Genomic DNA, 16002 nt, shown 5'->3' with positions numbered 1-16002 from the left:
GAATATTCCATGGCGCTTATATTTGCTTCCCATGAATTGGGAAATCGAATACACCGACGAGTTCGGCAACTGGTGGGACGACCTCACGGAAAGCGAGCAGAGCTCTGTGGCCGCAAGCGTCAAACTGCTGGGCCAGTTCGGGCCGGGCCTGCGCTTCCCGCACAGCAGCGCCATCAATGGATCACGACATGGCCATCTGCGCGAATTGCGGATCCAACATGGCGGACGGCCCTACCGCATCCTGTATGCATTTGATCCGAGGCGCTGCGCATTGCTGTTGATCGGCGGAGACAAAACCGGTCAGGATCGCTGGTATGAGGTCAATGTCCCGCTCGCCGATCGACTGTACGACGAGCATCTCGATACATTGCGCAAAGAGGGTTATCACGATGGCTAAGAAATTTGCCGAACTCGAAGCGCGCATGACACCCGAAGCCCGGGCACGCGCCGAATCGATCTACGAACAACACATCAAGGAAATGCCTCTCAACGAGTTGCGGCAGGCCAAAGCCTTGAGCCAGGCGACGCTCGCCGAAACACTGCACGTCAATCAGGCGGCGATCTCGAAAATGGAACGCCGGACCGACATGTACATCAGCACCTTGCGCAACTACATCCGCGCAATGGGCGGCGAGCTCGAAATCATCGCCACATTTCCCGACGGGCAGATCAAAATCGAAAACTTCGCAGGTTGAGGCCTCCAGGCTCAATTGAACCTGCGAGGCTTTCGGGTTCCGCATCCGCTGCCCGTTCGGGTGAGGCAATTCCTGCCCGATCACATGAGCCTCAGCGCTGCACCGCCTCCCCCTCCGGATACACCGACTCCCACCCCCCGCCCAACGCCCGGTACAGCCCGACCATCGCCAGCGACACGCCGGCGGAGCTTTCCACCCATTGCTCCTGCGTCGTCAGCAACGCGCTCTGCACGGTGAGGACGTTGACGAAATCGACCACGCCTTCGACGTACTGCTGTTGCGCGGTGCGCAGGGCGATGCGGTTCTGGCGCACGGCTTCGGCCAGGCTGTCGCGGCGGCGCTGGCTGGCGTTGTAGGCCGTCAGTTGGTCGTCGATCTCATGCCAGGCGCGCAGCACGGTCTGCTGATAGGCGATCGCCGCCTCCTGCTGTTGGGCTTCGCGCAGCTGCAGCACGCCGCGCAGGCGGCCGCCGTCGAACAACGGCAGGCTCAGTTGCGGACCGATGGCGAAGGCCCGTGAGCCCCAGGAGCCGAAGTCGCTCAGTTGCATGGCCTGGGAGCCCAGGTTGCCGGACAGCGTGATGCGCGGATAGAAATCCCCTTCGGCCACGCCGATGTTGGCGGTGGCCGCATGCAGCCGGGCTTCGGCCTGACGAATGTCCGGGCGGCGTTCGGCCAGTTGCGACGGCAGGCCGATGGCGACCTGGGGCGGCGACTGCGGCACCGGCGCATCGGCGGACAACGCTTTGGACAGGGCCTGGGGAGGTTCACCCATCAGCAGACTGATGGCGTTGATCAGCTGCGCCTGACGCTGCTCCAGCGCCGGCAGCCGCGACTCGATGGCGGCCACCTGCGCAGCGGCTTCGGCGACGTCCAGGTCGGTGGCCACCCCATCGTTCAGGCGCAGCTGCGACAGTTTCAAGCTGTGCCGGGCGACCTCCAGGTTCTGTTCGGTGACGGCGCGGGTGTTCTGCACGCCGCGCAGCTGGATGTAGTTCTGCGCGGTGTCGGCCAGCACTGCCAGCAGTACGCCGCGGCGGTCGTTTTCCGCCACCTCCAGATTGGCGTCGGCGGCTTCGGTCTCCCGGCGCACGCGGCCCCAGAAGTCGAGCTCCCACGAGGCGGAGAACCCGGCGTCCCACAGGTTGAAGGCCGAGTCGCCATTGCGCCCCGACGGGTCGTTGAGGCCCTCGCCGCTGTTGCGCTTGCGCCCATAGCTGCCGGTGACGGCGGTGGTCGGATAGCGGTCGGCGGTGATCGCCTGACGGACCGCGCGGCTCTGTTGCAGACGGCTGGCGGCGCGCTGCAGGTCGAGGTTGCTGTTCATCGCACGCTGGGTGAGGGCCGAGAGTTGCGGATCGTGGAAGACCTCCCACCAGCGTTCGCTCAGGGGCTCGGCTACCGCTTGGCTCGGGGCGGTCCGGGCGGGCTGGGCCCATTCGCCGATCTGCACGCCCTCCGGTTTGCGAAAGTCCGGGCCGACGGTGCAGGCGCTGAGACTGACGACGAGCAGAACGCTCGAAAGGCGTAGCGGCCACTGGCCAATCCGCGAGGAGGCCCGCTCCCGCAGGGCGATGTGTGCGAGGCCGTTCGCGCAGGCGCCGGCCGGGTCGACAGTGATCATCGCTGGGTCACCTCACGCACCGCCGTCACCGAACTGTCGGTGTCGATGCTCGCCTCGACCGACATGCCCACCCGCAGCCGCTCGGCCAACGGCTGACCCGGCTCCAGCAGGATCTTCACCGGAATCCGCTGCACCACCTTGGTGAAGTTGCCGGTGGCGTTGTCCGGCTTCACCGCCGCGAACGTCACGCCGGTGGCCGGGGCGATGCTTTCCACGCGCCCGTTCAGGGCTTCGCCGCCCAGGCTGTCGACCCGCACCTGCACGTCCTGCCCCGGTTGCACGTCGGTCAACTGGGTTTCCTGGAAGTTGGCCACCACGTAGGCCTGCTGCAGCGGCACCACCGCCAGCAGCTTGCTGCCCGGCGTCACGTAGGCGCCGACCCGTACGGCGCGCTCGCCGATCATGCCGTCCTGCGGCGCGGTGATGCGGGTGTACGAGAGGTCGAAGCTGGCGATCTCCAGCGCGGCCTGCGCGCGTTTCAGGCCACCGTCGGCGGCATCGCGCTGGGCGGTGAGGATCTCCACCTGCTTGCGTTCCGCCGCCAGCACCGCCGTGGCGGTGTCCAGCCGCGCCGTGGCCTGATCGATGCGGGTGCGCGCCTGCTGCGCGTTCTGCACGGTGCCGGCCCCGACGCCGGCCAGGTGGCTGTAGCGGTTCAATTCTTGTTGGGCGAAGGCCATTTCCGCCTTGGCCGCCACCACCGAGGCCTGGGCCTGGGCGATGACCGACGCCTGGCGCTCCAGGGTGGCCTTGGCGTTCTGCAGTTGCGCACGGGCGACCTGGGTCTGCGCATCGGCGGCTTCGGCGGCGGCGCGCAGGTCGCGGTCGTCGATCAGCGCCAGCAATTGCCCGGCCTTGACCTGCTGGTTGTCCTCCACCAGCACTTGCTTGATGAACCCCGCCACCCGCGGCACCACCAGGGTGTAGTCGGCGGACACGTAGGCGTCGTTGGTGTTCTGCTGGGTGCGTTTGCCGAACAGGCCCGGCACCGCCAAGTGCAGCAGCACGCCGACGGCCAATGCGGTCGCCACGGCGACCGCGAGTTTTTGCTTTGCTTGAGTCGTCATAAAAACCTTCAGTTCCAGTCAGGTCGGCGCACGGGGCGGAAAGATCCGCGTCGGCAGCCAGAAAATCAGCAGGATCAGCGCCACCGCGACGCCGGCCATGCACAGGTAAAGATCCGAGGAGGTCAGCACCACCGCCTGCTCGTGCAGGCGGTGGGCGAGGCCGGCGCCGTCGGGTTCGGCCAGGGGCGAGTTGCCGAGGCGGTCCACCAGCATCGTCGAGTGGAAATGCAGCCGCGCGGTGGTCAGCGCCTCGATCACCCCGGTGGCGATCACCGCCGCCAGGCCTTTCACGGTGTTGAACCAGGCCGAGGCGAACGGTCCGTCCAGCGGCGTGATGCTGCCGGTGGAGAGCATCAGCAGCGGCAGCACCGCCATCGGCTGCCCGAAGATCTGCAGCCATTGCAGGACGTAGAAATCGTCACGGATCCACGCCGACGTCAGCTGCGAGCCGCCCAGGCACGACAGCGCCAGCATGCTCAGGCCAAGCCCCAGCACCCAGCGGCAATCGACCCAGCGCAGGTTGCACAGCGCCGCCACCAGCGGCAGCGCGATCAGTTGCGGCAACGCCGCCAGCAGCATGATCGGCGCGGTCTGCACCGGGCGGTAACCCTGCACCTGGGCCAGGTAGCTGGAAGGGATCAGGATCACCGCCAGCAGGATCACCAGCACCCCGGCCAAGGTCAGCAGGGCGAACGACAGGTTGCGGATGCCCAGCATCTGCAATTTGAAGAACGGGATCGGCTGCGACCACTCGTTGACCAGGAACGCCACCAGCAGCAGCGCACCGGCGCCGAGCAGGCCGCAGATCAGATCCGACTCGAACCAGTCCAGGCGATTGCCTTGCAGCAGCCCGATCACCAGCATGCAGATCGCCGGAAACCCCAGCAGCAGGCCCCTCCAGTTGAACGCCTTCAGGCGCTCCAGGCGCAGCGGATCCTGCGGCAAGCCGTAGGCCACGGCGGCCATGGCGATCAGGCACGGCACGATGATCTGCCAGAACGTCCACTGCCAGCCGACGTGCTCGGTCCACAGCCCGGCCAGCGGCGTGCCCAGGCCCGGGCCGAACGTGGCGGTCAACGCGTAGCCGGCCAGGCCGTAGAGCTTGACGCCGGGCGGCAAGAAACGCAGCGCCACGGTCATGAGCATCGGCGGCAACGCGCCGCCGGCCAGCCCTTGCAGGGTGCGCATCAGCAGCAGGCTTTCGTAGTTGGGGGCGAACGGGCAAAGCACACCGAGCAGGGTGAACACAGCGATGGCGCACAGGGTGAAACGCCGCAGCGAAAACGTCACCGAGCACCACGGCGCGAACGCCATCGCCGCCACCGAGGTCGCGGTGTAGCTGGCGACGAGCCAGGTGCCTTCGTCGTAGCCGATGCCCAGGGCGCCGCGGATGTCGGCCAGGGCGACCTTGGTCACCATTTCGTTGAGGCCCGACACCAGCACCGCCAGCAGCACACCGACCAGGCCGATGATGATCCGCGCTCCGAACACCGGCGCCGCAGCGGTCGCGGCCCCAGGGGCCGGCACCGTCAGGGATGTCATGAACGCACACTCCGGTTGATTGAATACCGGAGCATGGTAGTGGGGCTTAATGTTGACGAAAATTGACTTATCGGCAGCTTATAAGTGCATCTGACGCAACCGTTTTCGCTGTGGGCGCCAGCCTGCTGGCGATGGCGCCCCTACGGATCAGGTGCTCTCAGGGCCGCGCGGCACGCCAGGTCTCGTCGCAGCACGCCTTGAGGGTCTCGCGCAGCCAGCGGTGGGCCGGATCCTTGTCGAAGCGCGGGTGCCAGGCCTGGGTCAGCATCAGGGTCGGCAACGGGATCGGCAAGTCAAAGGGACGCAGCTTCAGCCCCAGCCGCCGCACGCTCAGCAAGGCTTCCCGGGGCACCGGCAGGATCAGGTCGGAGTCCGGCAAGGCGAACATCGCGGCGTGAAAGCTCGGGGCGATCACCGCCACCCGCCGCTCCAGCCCCAAGGCGTTGAGCGCCGTGTCGATGGGGCCGCGGGCGATGCCCCGGCGGGACATGCTGATGTGGGAGAACGCGGCGTAGCGCTCGGCGGTGATCTCGGCGTCGAACAACGGATGGTCTTCGCGCACCAGGCCGACGAAGTGGGTGGAGAACAGGTTCTGCACCTTCACCTCCGGCATCACCGGGCGGGTGTTGCTCACGCTCAGGTCGATCCGCCCTTCGCGCAGCGCCTCATCGTCGCCGTCGCCCTCGGGGACGAAGCGCAACTCGCAGTGCGGCGCCTGACGGTCGAGGGTATCGAACAGCTTGCCGCCATAGACGCCGACAAAAAAATCGTTGGCGCGGATGCTGAAGCGCCGGCGCAAGGTGCCCAGCTCCACGGTGTCCGCCGAGCGGAACAGCAGCGCGGCCCGCTCGACCACATCGCGCACCTGTTCGCGCAGCTCCAGCGCCTTGGGCGTGGGCACCAGGCCCCGGCCGGCACGCACCAGCACCGGGTCGCCGATGGCCTCGCGGATCCGCGTGAGGGTGCGGCTCATGGCCGCCGGGCTGAGGTTCATCCGCCGCGCCGCGCCGACCACGCTGCCTTCGTTGAGCAGGGCGTCGAGGGCGACCAGCAGGTTCATGTCCGGGAGTTGCATCGCAAGCACTCATGACCGATCAGGATTGATTCCGACGCAATGCTAGCAGACATGCTTCAGGATCGGCGGCGGTTGCACAGACGCCATCGCCGGCAGGCTGGCTCCCACAATGGATTTGCATCGGAGCAGAACCCTGTGGAAGCCAGCCTGCTGGCGATGAGGCCAGTCCGGGCACCCGGCACCTAGCGTTGCATTCCCCACTTCTTCACGGTCACCCGCTCCAGCGTATCGAACACCAGGTTCTCCACCAGCAACCCGATCAGGATCACCACCGCAAGCCCGGCGAACACCTTGTCGGTGTACAGCTCGTTGCGGTTCTGGAAGATGTACCAGCCCAGGCCGCCCTTGCCGCTGGTGGCGCCGAACACCAGCTCAGCGGCGATCAAGGTGCGCCAGGCGAACGCCCAGCCGATCTTCAGGCCGGCGAGGATCGACGGCAGCGCCGCCGGAATCAGGATGGACAGCACAAAACGCATGCCCTTCAGACCGTAGTTGCGCCCGGCCATGCGCAGGGTTTCCGACACGCCAAGGAAACCGGCATAGGTGTTCAGCGCCAGCGCCCACAGCACCGAATGCACCAGCACGAAGATCAGGCTGTTCTGGCCCAGGCCGAACCACAGCAACGCCAGCGGCAGCAGAGCGATGGCCGGCAGCGGGTTGAACATCGAGGTCAGCGTGCTCAACAGGTCGCGCCCCAGTTGGGTCGAGACCGCCAGGGTGGTCAGGGCGAACGCCAGCACGATGCCGATCAGGTAACCCTTGAGCAACACCAGCAGGGAGATCCACACCTTGCCCGGCAGCTCGCCGCTGAGCAGGCCGTCGTACAGGGCGTGGGCGGTCTGCAGGAAACTCGGCAGCAGCAGATCGTTGTTCTGCACCCGGGCGACTGCCTCCCAAAGCACCGCCAGCACCAGCAGGATGATGCTCTTGCGCAGCCAACCCTGCTGCCACAACCGCTGGCCGAGCGCCAGTTCGCGCTCGACCGGCACACGGGTCAGCGGCTCCAGCACCGTTTCGAACTCATGACGCGAAGAAGATGAAGGGTTCATCGGGCAATGCTCCTGGCCGCTCAATAGGCGATGCGGATGTCGGTGAAGTCCAAGACCTGCGCGGTCTCCGGCGACTGGCCTTCGTCGAACAGCAGACGGTGGATGCGCCGCGCCGACTCCTGGAACGCGATGCCGCCCAGACTGTGCAGATCGTACTGATGGCTGTGCACCTCGGCCCGCACCCTGCCCGGATGCGGCGACAGCAGCAGGATGCGGTTGCCGACCACCAGCGCCTCCTCGATGGAGTGGGTGACGAACAGCAGCGTGAAGCGCACCTCTTCCCAGAGCCGCAACAGCTCTTCCTGCATCTTGCGCCGGGTCAGCGCATCCAGCGCGGCGAAGGGCTCGTCCATCAGCAGGATCTTCGGCTGCATCGCCAGCGCCCGGGCAATCGCCACCCGCGCCTTCATGCCGCCGGACAGGGTGTGCGGATAGGCATCGGCGAACGCCGCCAGGCCGACCTTCTCCAGGTAATGCAGGGCGCGCTCTTGCGCTTCCCTTTTCTTCAGCGTGCGTGAGGCCAGCAGCGGGAACATTACGTTCTGCTTCACGGTTTTCCACGGCGGCAGCTGATCGAATTCCTGGAACACCACGATCCGGTCCGGCCCCGGCGCCTCCACGCGCCGGCCTTGCAGGCGGATCTCGCCTTCGCGCGGCGCAATGAACCCGGCCACCGCCTTGAGCAGCGTGGACTTGCCGCAGCCGGAGGGGCCGAGCAGGACAAAGCGATCCGCCGGATCGACCTCGAAACTGACCTGGTGGGTGGCCCGCACCACCCGTTGCGGCGTGCGGTATTCGAGGCTGACCTGATCGACCGCCAGCAGCGCTTCAGTGCCGGCGGCGCGGTTGCTGGCCGTGTGGCCTTGCAAAGGGGCGTTCATGGCGGTCAGCTCCCCTGCAGTGGCTTGGCGTCCTGGAAGAAGTAATCCTTCCACGAGTCCGGCTTGTTCTTGATCGCGCCGACACGGTAGAGGAATTCGGCCAACGGGTAGGTATTCTTCGGCGTGACGCTGAACTCGAACTGCGGGTTGTCGATGATCTTCAGCAGCGCGGCGCGGTCGATCTTGGCCTTGGTCACGCGCAGGTAAGTATCCGCCGCCGCGCCCTTGTCGTTCTGGGCGAACTGCGCCGCTTCGGTCAAGGCTTCGACGAAGGCCTTGTAGGTCTTCGGGTTGTCGTTGCGGAATTTCTCGGTGGCGAACAGCACGGTCGGCGAGTTCGGGCCGAGCACGTCATAGGAATTGAGCACGACGTGGACGTTGGGGTTCTCCAGGGCCTGATCCTGGAACGGCGGATTGGAGAAATGCCCGGTCAGCTCGGTGCCGCCGGCGATCAGCGCAGCGGTGGCGTCCGGGTGCGGAACGGCGATGGTGTACTTGTCGAGGCGGTTGAATTCCTTGTCGCCCCACTGCTTGGCCGCTGCGTACTGCAAGAACCGCGACTGCACCGAGACCCCGACCGCCGGCACCGCGATGCGGTCCTTTTCGGTGAAGTCGGCGATGGTCTTGACCTTGGGATTGTTGCTCACGAGGTAATACGGGAAGTTGCCCAACGAAGCCACGGCCTTGACGTTCTGCTTGCCGTGGGTGCGGTCCCAGATGGTCAGCAGCGGGCCGACGCCGGCGCCGGCTATGTCGATGGAGCCGGACAGCAACGCGTCGTTGACCGCCGCGCCGCCGGACAGCTGTGTCCAGTCGACCTTGATGTCGATCCCCTCCTGCTTGCCGTACTTCTCGATCAAGCCCTGATCGCGCACGACGTTGAGCAACAGGTAGACGATGCCGAACTGTTCGGCGATGCGGATCTCACCTTCGGCATGGGCCACGGACGGCGCCGCCAGGCTGCCGGCGATCAGGCTGAAACCCAAGCCGATGGCGGCGGCCAGCGGCGCGAATGGAAGACGTTTGGACATGATCGGTTCTCCGGCAATTCAGAAAGGCGCGTCGCCCTGGATGGTGGTGCGGTAGAGCTTGCGGCGCAGGTGCGCGGGGCAGCCGGCGGCCAGGTGGATCAGCGAGCGGTTGTCCCAGAACACCAGGTCGTGGGGCTGCCAGCGGTGGCGGTAGATGTTCTGCGCCAGGACGCTGTGGGCGTAGAGCTCGGCCAGCAGCTGTCGGCTCTCATCCTCCGGCAGGCCGACGATGCGGGTGGTGAAGCCTTCGCTGACGAACAACGCCTTGCGGCCGTTTTCCGGGTGAGTGCGCACCACCGGGTGCACCACTTCCGCGACCTGGGCCAGTTGCTCCGGGGTCAGGGTCGGGCGCCAGTTGCCTTCGAATTTGGTCTCGCTGTAGCGGGCGGTGTAGGAATGCGCCGCCGAACGGCCCTCAACCGCGTTGCGCAGCGCTTGCGGCAGGCTGTCCCAGGCTTTGTGCATGTCGGCGAACAAGGTGTCGCCGCCTTCGGACGGCAGTTCCTGGGCGTGCAGCATCGAACCCAGGCTCGGCAGTTCTTTGTAGGAGAGGTCGGAGTGCCAGAACTTGCCGGCATCGCCCAGGCCGACGTTCTGGCCGTTCTCGACGATGTTGGAGACGATGAGGATTTCCGGGTGACCGGCCAACAGGAACTGCTTGAGCACATGGATCTGCAGCACGCCGAAGCGGCGGCTGAAGTCGATCTGTTGCTGCGGGGTGATGCGCTGCTCGCGGAACACCACCACGTGGTGATCGAGGTGGGCGCGGTGAATGCGGGCGAAGTCTTGATCGCTGACCGGACGGGCCAGGTCCAGGCCGATGATTTCGGCGCCGACGGCGCCTGCGAACGGGCGGACTTCAAAGGGTTGCGGCGCGATGCCGGGTGAGGCGGTGGCGGCGGACATAAATCACTCCCACATACGGCACGCTCAAGGGCGCGCGCGTCGATCAAGAAACTCACGCTGGATTGCGTGTTCGTTCGTGTCGTGCGGCGCGCCGATTGGTCGGCAGGTACGCAGGGGTTTGACTTTATAGGTATAAAAATTGAAATTTAAATACCGTTAATGAATAACGATATGGCGATTGGGGACAGCGGCGGTTCTTGTCACAGACCCACCGAATGCGGTGCCTGGACAGACGCTTTCGCGAGCAGGCTCGCTCCTACAAGGGATGTGGCCGGACACCACGCCAATGTGGGAGCCAGCCTGCTGGCGATAAGGATTGTGGCGCAGCGCTGCGTCGGCCGGACGGACGCCTTCGCGGGCAGGCTCGCTTCCACAGGGGATCGGCGTCGGGCGCTGCCCCTGTGGCAATGGCCTACCGCTCGTGCAAGGCCTCGGCCCGCGCGCGGATGATCGGCTTGAGCAGGTAGCTCAGCACGGTCTTCTTGCCGGTGATGATGTCCACCGACGCCACCATCCCCGGAATGATCAGCAGCGGCTTCTCGTCGGTGCCGAGGTGGCTGCGCTCGGTGCGCAGCTTGATCACGTAGTAGGTGGTTTTCTTGTCTTCGTCGGTGATGGTGTCCGCGCCGATCTGCTCCAGCTTGGCCTTCAGGCCGCCGTAGATGGTGTAGTCGTAGGCGGTGAACTTCACGGTCGCATCCTGCCCCGGATGCAGGAAGGCGATGTCCTGCGGACGGATCTTGGCTTCCACCAGCAGGGTGTCGTCCAGCGGCACGATCTCCACCAGGTCGCTGCCCGGCTGGATCACGCCGCCGATGGTGTTGACCAGCATCTTGTTGACGATGCCCCGCACCGGCGAAGTGACCAGCGTGCGGCTGACCCGGTCCTCCAGCGCCTTGCCGGTAGCCTGGGCCTTGTTCAGGTCGGTGCGCGCCTCGTTGAGCTGGGTCAGCGCCTCGCTGCGGAACTTGCCGCGGGTCTCGTCGATCTTGCGCTGCACTTCCTTGATCGCCGATTCGGCCCGCGGAATCGCCAGCGTGGTGGCGTCGAGCTGGCCGCGGGTCTCCACTTCGGCGCGCTTGAGCCGCAGCACTTCGACCGGCGACACCGCGCCCTGGGCCACCAGCGGCTCGGACATGTTGATTTCCTGGCGTTGCAGGCCCAGCTGCTGACGGTACTGCGCCTGCTTGGAGGTGAACTCGCGCAGCTCTTGCTGGCGCTGGATCAGCTGTTCCTGCAACCCGCCGATCTCGTCATGCAACTGCTGACGGCGGCTCAGGTACAGCGACTCTTCGCTTTTCGCCTGGCCCGGCACGGCCTTGAGCACGTCCTCGGGGAAGTTCAGCGGACGGTCCTCGACCTCCGCGCTCAGGCGCTCGACCCGCAGCAGCATCGACAGCCGGTCGGCCTCGGTCTCGCCGACGTTGGAGGCGAACCGCGTGTCGTCCAGGCGGATCAGCGGCGCGCCGGCCTCGACGATCTGGCCTTCCTTGACGAACAGCTCGGAGACGATCCCGCCCTCGAGGTTCTGGATCTTCTGGATCTTCGACGACGGAATCGCCTTACCGTCGCCCTTGGTCACTTCGTCGATGACCGCGAAGTTGGCCCACAGCAGCAGGAACAGGAAGAAGCCGATGATCGCCCAGATCGTCAGGCGCACCACCCTCGGCGCGTCCTCGATGAGCGCTTTGTTGACCTCCGGCAGCGGCTGGCCCTGCAACGACGCGGAGCCTTTGAAGTAGCGGCGGATCGATTCCTTGACACCCGACTTAAGCAACACTGATCTGCCCCTTCTTCAACGCTTCCATCACCGCGGCCTTCGGGCCGTCGGCGAGAATCTGGCCACGGTCGACCACCAGCAGGCGATCCACCAGCGACAGCAGCGACGCCCGGTGCGTCACCAGCACCACGGTCTTGTTTTCGATCACCGCCGCCAGACGTTGCTTGAGGCGCTCCTCGCCGGTGTTGTCCATGGCGCTGGTGGGCTCGTCGAGCAGCAGGATGGGCGGGTCGAGCAGCAGCGCACGGGCCAGGGCCACGTTCTGGCGCTGGCCGCCGGACAGGTTCTGCCCGCGCTCGCCGACCTGCAGTTCGTAGCCTTTGGGGTGCAATCTGGCGAACTCATGGACGCCGGCCAGCTCGGCCGCCTGCAGCACCAGCTCGTCCTCGACGTAGCGGGCGCCGGAAATCAGGTTGTCGCGCAGAGTGCCGGCCAGCAGCTGGATGTCCTGGGGCACATAGCCGATGTTGTAGCGCAGCTCGCTGACGTCGATCTGGCGGATGTCCACGCCGTCCACCAGCAGGGCGCCGTCGTCCGGCTGGTACAGGCCCACCAGCAGCTTGGCCAGCGAGCTCTTGCCCGAACCGCTGCGGCCGATGATGCCGATCTTCTCGCCGGGACGGACCACCAGGTTGATGCCCTTGAGCGCCGGGTTCTGCTGCTCCGGGTAGGTGAAGTTGAGCTGGCGGCACTCGATGGCGCCCTGCAGCACCTTGCGGCTCAGCGGGCGCTCTTCGAAATTGCGCTCCTGGGGCAGCTCCATCATCTGGTCGACCGAGGTCATGGTCACCCGCGCCTGCTGGTAGCGGGTCAGCAGGCCCGACAGCGACGCCAGCGGGCTGAGCGCCCGGCCGCTGAGCATGTAGCAGGCGATGAGGCCGCCCATGCTCAGGTTGCCGGCGATGATCTGGTACACGCCGAAGACGATCATGACCACGCCCGCCAACTGCTGGATCAGCAGGGTGATGTTCATCGCCAGGCCGGACAGCATCTTCACCCGCAGCTCGAGGCGGCTGAGGGTGCCGATGGTCTGCTCCCACTGGTACTGGCGCTCGCTCTCGGCGTTGTTGACCTTCACCGCGTCGAGGCCGGCGAGGGTCTCGATCAGGCTCGACTGGCGCTCGGCGCCCAGCGCCATGGTGCGCTCCATGGTCGCCACCAGCGGTTTCTGCAGGGCGTAGCCGATGGCCAGGGCGATCGGGAAAGCCAGCACCGGAATCCACACCAGGTGCCCGCCCAGGATGGCGATCACGATGAAGATCAGGATCGTGAACGGCAGGTCGATCACGCTGGTCAGGGTCAGCGAGGCGAGGAAGTCGCGCAGGCTCTGGAACTCATGGATGTTCTGGGCGAAGCTGCCGACCCGCGCCGGCCGGTACTTCATGGCCATGCCAACGATCCGCTCGAACAGCGTGGCGGAGATGATCAGGTCGGTTTTCTTGCCGGCCAGATCCAGGCACAGGCTGCGCAGGCTCTTGAGGATCAGGTCGAAGAGGTAGGCCCCCGTGATGCCCAGCGCGAGCACCCACAGGGTCGCCTCGGCCTGGTTCGGCACCACGCGGTCGTAGACGTTCATCACGAACAGCGGCGCGGCCATCGCGATGATGTTGATCAGCAGGCTGGCGGCGATGGCGTCGGCGTACAGCCAGCGCGAGCGCTTGAGGGTGTCGCGGAACCACGAGCGCGCCCGGGGGATCAGCGTGCCGTGGTTGACGTCGAACTTGTGCTGGGGCTGGGCGAAGAAGACCTTGCCGGTGTAGTCGTCGGCCAGCAGGTCGCGGCCCACCAGGGATTCGCCGCCGTCGCTTTCGCTGAGCAGCACCCGGGCCTGGCCGTCGTCCTGCCAGCCGAGCAGGACGGCGCTGCGGCCGTCCTTGAGCAGCAGCAGCGCCGGCATGGCGATGGCCGGGATCTCTTCCAGCTTGCGTTGCAGCACCCGCCCCTGCAGGCCGGTGCGGGCCGCCGCACGGGGCAGCAGCTCGACGCTCAGGCGCTGCTTGGGCAGCGGCAGGCCGGTGGTGAGCATCGCCGCGCTGGCGGGCTTCTGGTGCAGCATGCACAGGGCGAGCAGACCGTCCAGCAGCGGGTCGTCGTGCATCGCGCGTGGATCATGGCTGAGTTGAACTCGACTGACTTCTGATTCCACGCTCGACACTCTTTAACGATTGAAAGGGGACAACTCAATTCATCCCGGGCAGTTGGACCTTGGGCTTCACGTCGTTCTGCACGACGGACGCCATCGGTGCGACCACTCCCTGGCTCTTGAGCAACTCGCCCATGGTCGCCTTGATTCGGTATTGAGTAAATAACTGAATGTTCTTGATCTCGGCCAGACGGCGCGAAGCGGTGAACAATTCGTTCTCGCTGTCGAGCAGATCCAGCAGGGTCCGCTCGCCGAGGCTGAACTGGCGCTGGTAGGCGGTGCGCACGGCGGTGCTGTGATCGACGTACTGCTGGGCGATCGGCACTTGGGCGTTGGCGTTGTTCAGGGCGTTCCAGGCCAGGCCCAGTTCTTCGTTCAGTTGGCGCAGGGCGTTGTTGCGGATGTCCAGCGCCTGGTTCGACAGGTAGGCCTTGGATTCCAGGTCGGCCTTGTTGCTGCCGCCCGAATAGAGGTTGAAGCGCATGCGCAGCATGGCCTGCCATTCGTTGTTGTGGCCGTTCTGGCCGTCGAGGTCGTTGTCGGCGGTGCGGCCCAGCTCGGCGTCGAAGCGCGGGTAGAAGGTCGACTTGGCGGTTTCGTACTGCTTCTCGGCCGCGGCGATGTCGGACTCGGCCGACCGCAGGATCGGGCTGTTCTCCAGCATCTGCGCGCGGGCTTCGTTCAGGTTGGCCGGCAGCATCGCCATGAACGGCGCCGGGCGCTCCAACTGGTCGGGCATCTGGCCGACGGCGCTGAGGTAGTTGGTCTCGGCGTCGGCGAGGTTGGTCTGCTCGGTGATCAGGTTGTTGCGCGCCTGGGCCATCCGCGCCTCGGCCTGGTCGAGGTCGGCGCCGCTGCCGACGCCGCGCTGGGTGCGCAGTTGGATCTGGTCGTAGATGCGCTGGTGGCTCTTGAGGTTTTCCTCGGCCAGGCGCACGAACTCGCGGCGGGTCAGCACGTCCAGGTACACCTGGGCCACGGTCAGCGCGGTGCGCTCGGAAGTGCCGAGCAAGGCATAGGCGCGGGAGTTGACGGTGGCTTGTTGACGCCCGACTTCGCTGGACGTCGCAAAACCGTCGAAGACCATTTGCGACAGACGCAAACTTGACTCGCTGCGGTTAAGGGTCTCCCAGTGGTTGCCGCCGCCGTTGGCGCGGGTGGTGACGCTGTCGGTGCCTTCGCGGCCGTAACCGCCGAGCAGATCGACCTTGGGCAGGTATCCACCTTTTGCCGCCTTTAATTGATAATCCGCAGCCAATCGACTATTGACCCCTGCCTGGATCTCCGGATGGACATCCAGCGCCTGCTGCATGGCTTGCGGCAGGGTTTGCGCTTGTGCGAAAGAGGCGGCGAGGGCGAAGGGTAAAGCCTTGAACAGGTGCGAACGCATGGTGAGTGTTTCCCAGGACTTCTTGTCTTGAATCACAGCAAAAGGGGGTGCTGCGTCGGAAGATGGCAACCGTGATGACCGTATGTCGGAAAGTTGAAAACCGGAACTGGGTCACACGCTGACGGACGGGTCGCCGCATAAATATCAATGTGACATTACCGGGGCGATTGTTTAGGATGGCTCCCAGAAGGTCAATAGTTTGGCATAAAGTTAATAGCGAAAGAATCTAGCCAAAATATTGACATAGATCAGCGTCAAACATGTTTCACCACATTTATTTGAAAGTACGTCCAGACTGAATCGGCTAAGAACCATCAGGTCTATGGAAGTCAACTGAACGTGACACCCGGAGAGTCTTCAATGAGCAGTGTTGTTGCCATCGTCAAAAGCATTGTCGGTCAGGTATTCGTGGTGTCGCCGGAAGGCGTGCGCCGCGTGCTCGTTGAAGGCGACCGGCTGTTCGCCGGCGATCAGGTCGACACCGGCGTCGCCGGCGCGGTGTCCCTGGAGCTGGCCGACGGCCGCACTCTCGACCTGGGCCGCGACACGCAGTGGAGCGCCAACGCTCCGGACTCCAGCACCGACCTGGCCGAGGCCACCGCGCAAGCGGCGCCTTCCGTTGAAGAGCTGCAGCAGGCCATCGCCGCCGGCGCCGACCCGACCACCGCCCTTGAAGCCACCGCCGCAGGCCCGAGCGCCGCAGGCTCGGGCGGCGCGGCCGGCGGCGGCCACAGCTTCGTGATGCTCGATGCGACCGCAGGTCGCGTCGATCCGACCATCGGCTTCCCGACCGCCGGCATCGGCGGCGCCGGCCAGGCC

The 16002-nt window shown here is 65.7% G+C and carries 13 protein-coding genes and 1 pseudogene; 3 read left to right on the top strand and 11 right to left on the bottom strand.

Going from position 1 to position 16002, the window contains the following annotated elements; genetic code table 11:
* The first annotated feature begins 31 nt into the window (after positions 1-31).
* Positions 32-397, top strand: a complete 366-nt coding sequence (locus CAG33_RS26570; RefSeq protein WP_085582171.1) for a type II toxin-antitoxin system RelE/ParE family toxin — start codon at positions 32-34, stop codon at positions 395-397.
* A complete protein-coding gene (locus CAG33_RS26565; protein WP_085582173.1) occupies positions 390-695 on the top strand; it encodes an XRE family transcriptional regulator in 306 nt (101 codons plus the stop codon). Before CAG33_RS26570 ends, CAG33_RS26565 begins: the two co-directional genes overlap by 8 nt.
* Positions 696-786: 91 nt before the next feature.
* On the opposite strand, the gene CAG33_RS26560 is transcribed toward CAG33_RS26565, so the two are convergent.
* The 11 genes from CAG33_RS26560 to CAG33_RS26510 all read right to left on the bottom strand — a co-directional run bounded on the left by CAG33_RS26560 (position 787) and on the right by CAG33_RS26510 (position 15183).
* The gene (locus tag CAG33_RS26560; RefSeq protein ID WP_256575719.1) at positions 787-2319 is read right to left on the bottom strand and encodes an efflux transporter outer membrane subunit; all 1533 of its coding nucleotides are present in this window, start codon (positions 2317-2319) and stop codon (positions 787-789) included.
* Positions 2316-3386: an HlyD family secretion protein gene (locus tag CAG33_RS26555; protein WP_085641132.1), complete on the bottom strand. Its 1071-nt coding sequence runs from the start codon at positions 3384-3386 to the stop codon at positions 2316-2318. The genes CAG33_RS26560 and CAG33_RS26555 overlap by 4 nt, the downstream gene beginning before the upstream one ends.
* 18 nt (positions 3387-3404) lie before the next feature.
* The gene (locus tag CAG33_RS26550; RefSeq protein WP_085631803.1) at positions 3405-4928 is read right to left on the bottom strand and encodes an MFS transporter; all 1524 of its coding nucleotides are present in this window, start codon (positions 4926-4928) and stop codon (positions 3405-3407) included.
* Between the two features lie 157 nt (positions 4929-5085).
* Positions 5086-6003, bottom strand: a complete 918-nt coding sequence (locus CAG33_RS26545; protein WP_085631801.1) for a LysR family transcriptional regulator — start codon at positions 6001-6003, stop codon at positions 5086-5088.
* A 182-nt stretch (positions 6004-6185) separates the two neighbouring features.
* Positions 6186-7052: an ABC transporter permease gene (locus CAG33_RS26540; protein WP_085631799.1), complete on the bottom strand. Its 867-nt coding sequence runs from the start codon at positions 7050-7052 to the stop codon at positions 6186-6188.
* 20 nt (positions 7053-7072) lie between these two features.
* The gene (locus CAG33_RS26535) at positions 7073-7933 is read right to left on the bottom strand and encodes an ABC transporter ATP-binding protein (RefSeq protein ID WP_085582183.1); all 861 of its coding nucleotides are present in this window, start codon (positions 7931-7933) and stop codon (positions 7073-7075) included.
* 5 nt (positions 7934-7938) lie between these two features.
* Complete coding sequence (locus tag CAG33_RS26530) at positions 7939-8964, bottom strand: ABC transporter substrate-binding protein (protein WP_085641130.1); 1026 nt, start codon at positions 8962-8964, stop codon at positions 7939-7941.
* Positions 8965-8982: 18 nt separating this feature from the next.
* On the bottom strand, positions 8983-9870 hold the full coding sequence (locus tag CAG33_RS26525) for a TauD/TfdA family dioxygenase (RefSeq protein ID WP_085631795.1): 888 nt from the start codon (positions 9868-9870) through the stop codon (positions 8983-8985).
* 412 nt (positions 9871-10282) lie between these two features.
* Positions 10283-11650: an HlyD family type I secretion periplasmic adaptor subunit gene (locus CAG33_RS26520; protein ID WP_085582189.1), complete on the bottom strand. Its 1368-nt coding sequence runs from the start codon at positions 11648-11650 to the stop codon at positions 10283-10285.
* Complete coding sequence (locus CAG33_RS26515) at positions 11640-13796, bottom strand: type I secretion system permease/ATPase (RefSeq protein ID WP_085641128.1); 2157 nt, start codon at positions 13794-13796, stop codon at positions 11640-11642. The genes CAG33_RS26520 and CAG33_RS26515 overlap by 11 nt, the downstream gene beginning before the upstream one ends.
* Positions 13797-13830: 34 nt before the next feature.
* A complete protein-coding gene (locus CAG33_RS26510) occupies positions 13831-15183 on the bottom strand; it encodes a TolC family outer membrane protein (protein ID WP_085631793.1) in 1353 nt (450 codons plus the stop codon).
* 360 nt (positions 15184-15543) lie between these two features.
* Between CAG33_RS26510 and CAG33_RS29175 the strand changes: the two are divergent.
* Positions 15544-15969, top strand: a pseudogene (locus CAG33_RS29175) (retention module-containing protein); the annotation flags it as partial.
* Between the last annotated feature and the right edge of the window lie 33 nt (positions 15970-16002).

Source organism: Pseudomonas sp. B3(2017) (assembly GCF_002113595.1).
GTDB classification, from domain to species: Bacteria; Pseudomonadota; Gammaproteobacteria; order Pseudomonadales; family Pseudomonadaceae; genus Aquipseudomonas; species Aquipseudomonas ekonensis.
The sequence above is the reverse complement of the archived record's forward strand: the minus strand, read 5'-3'. Positions and strand labels throughout refer to the sequence as shown.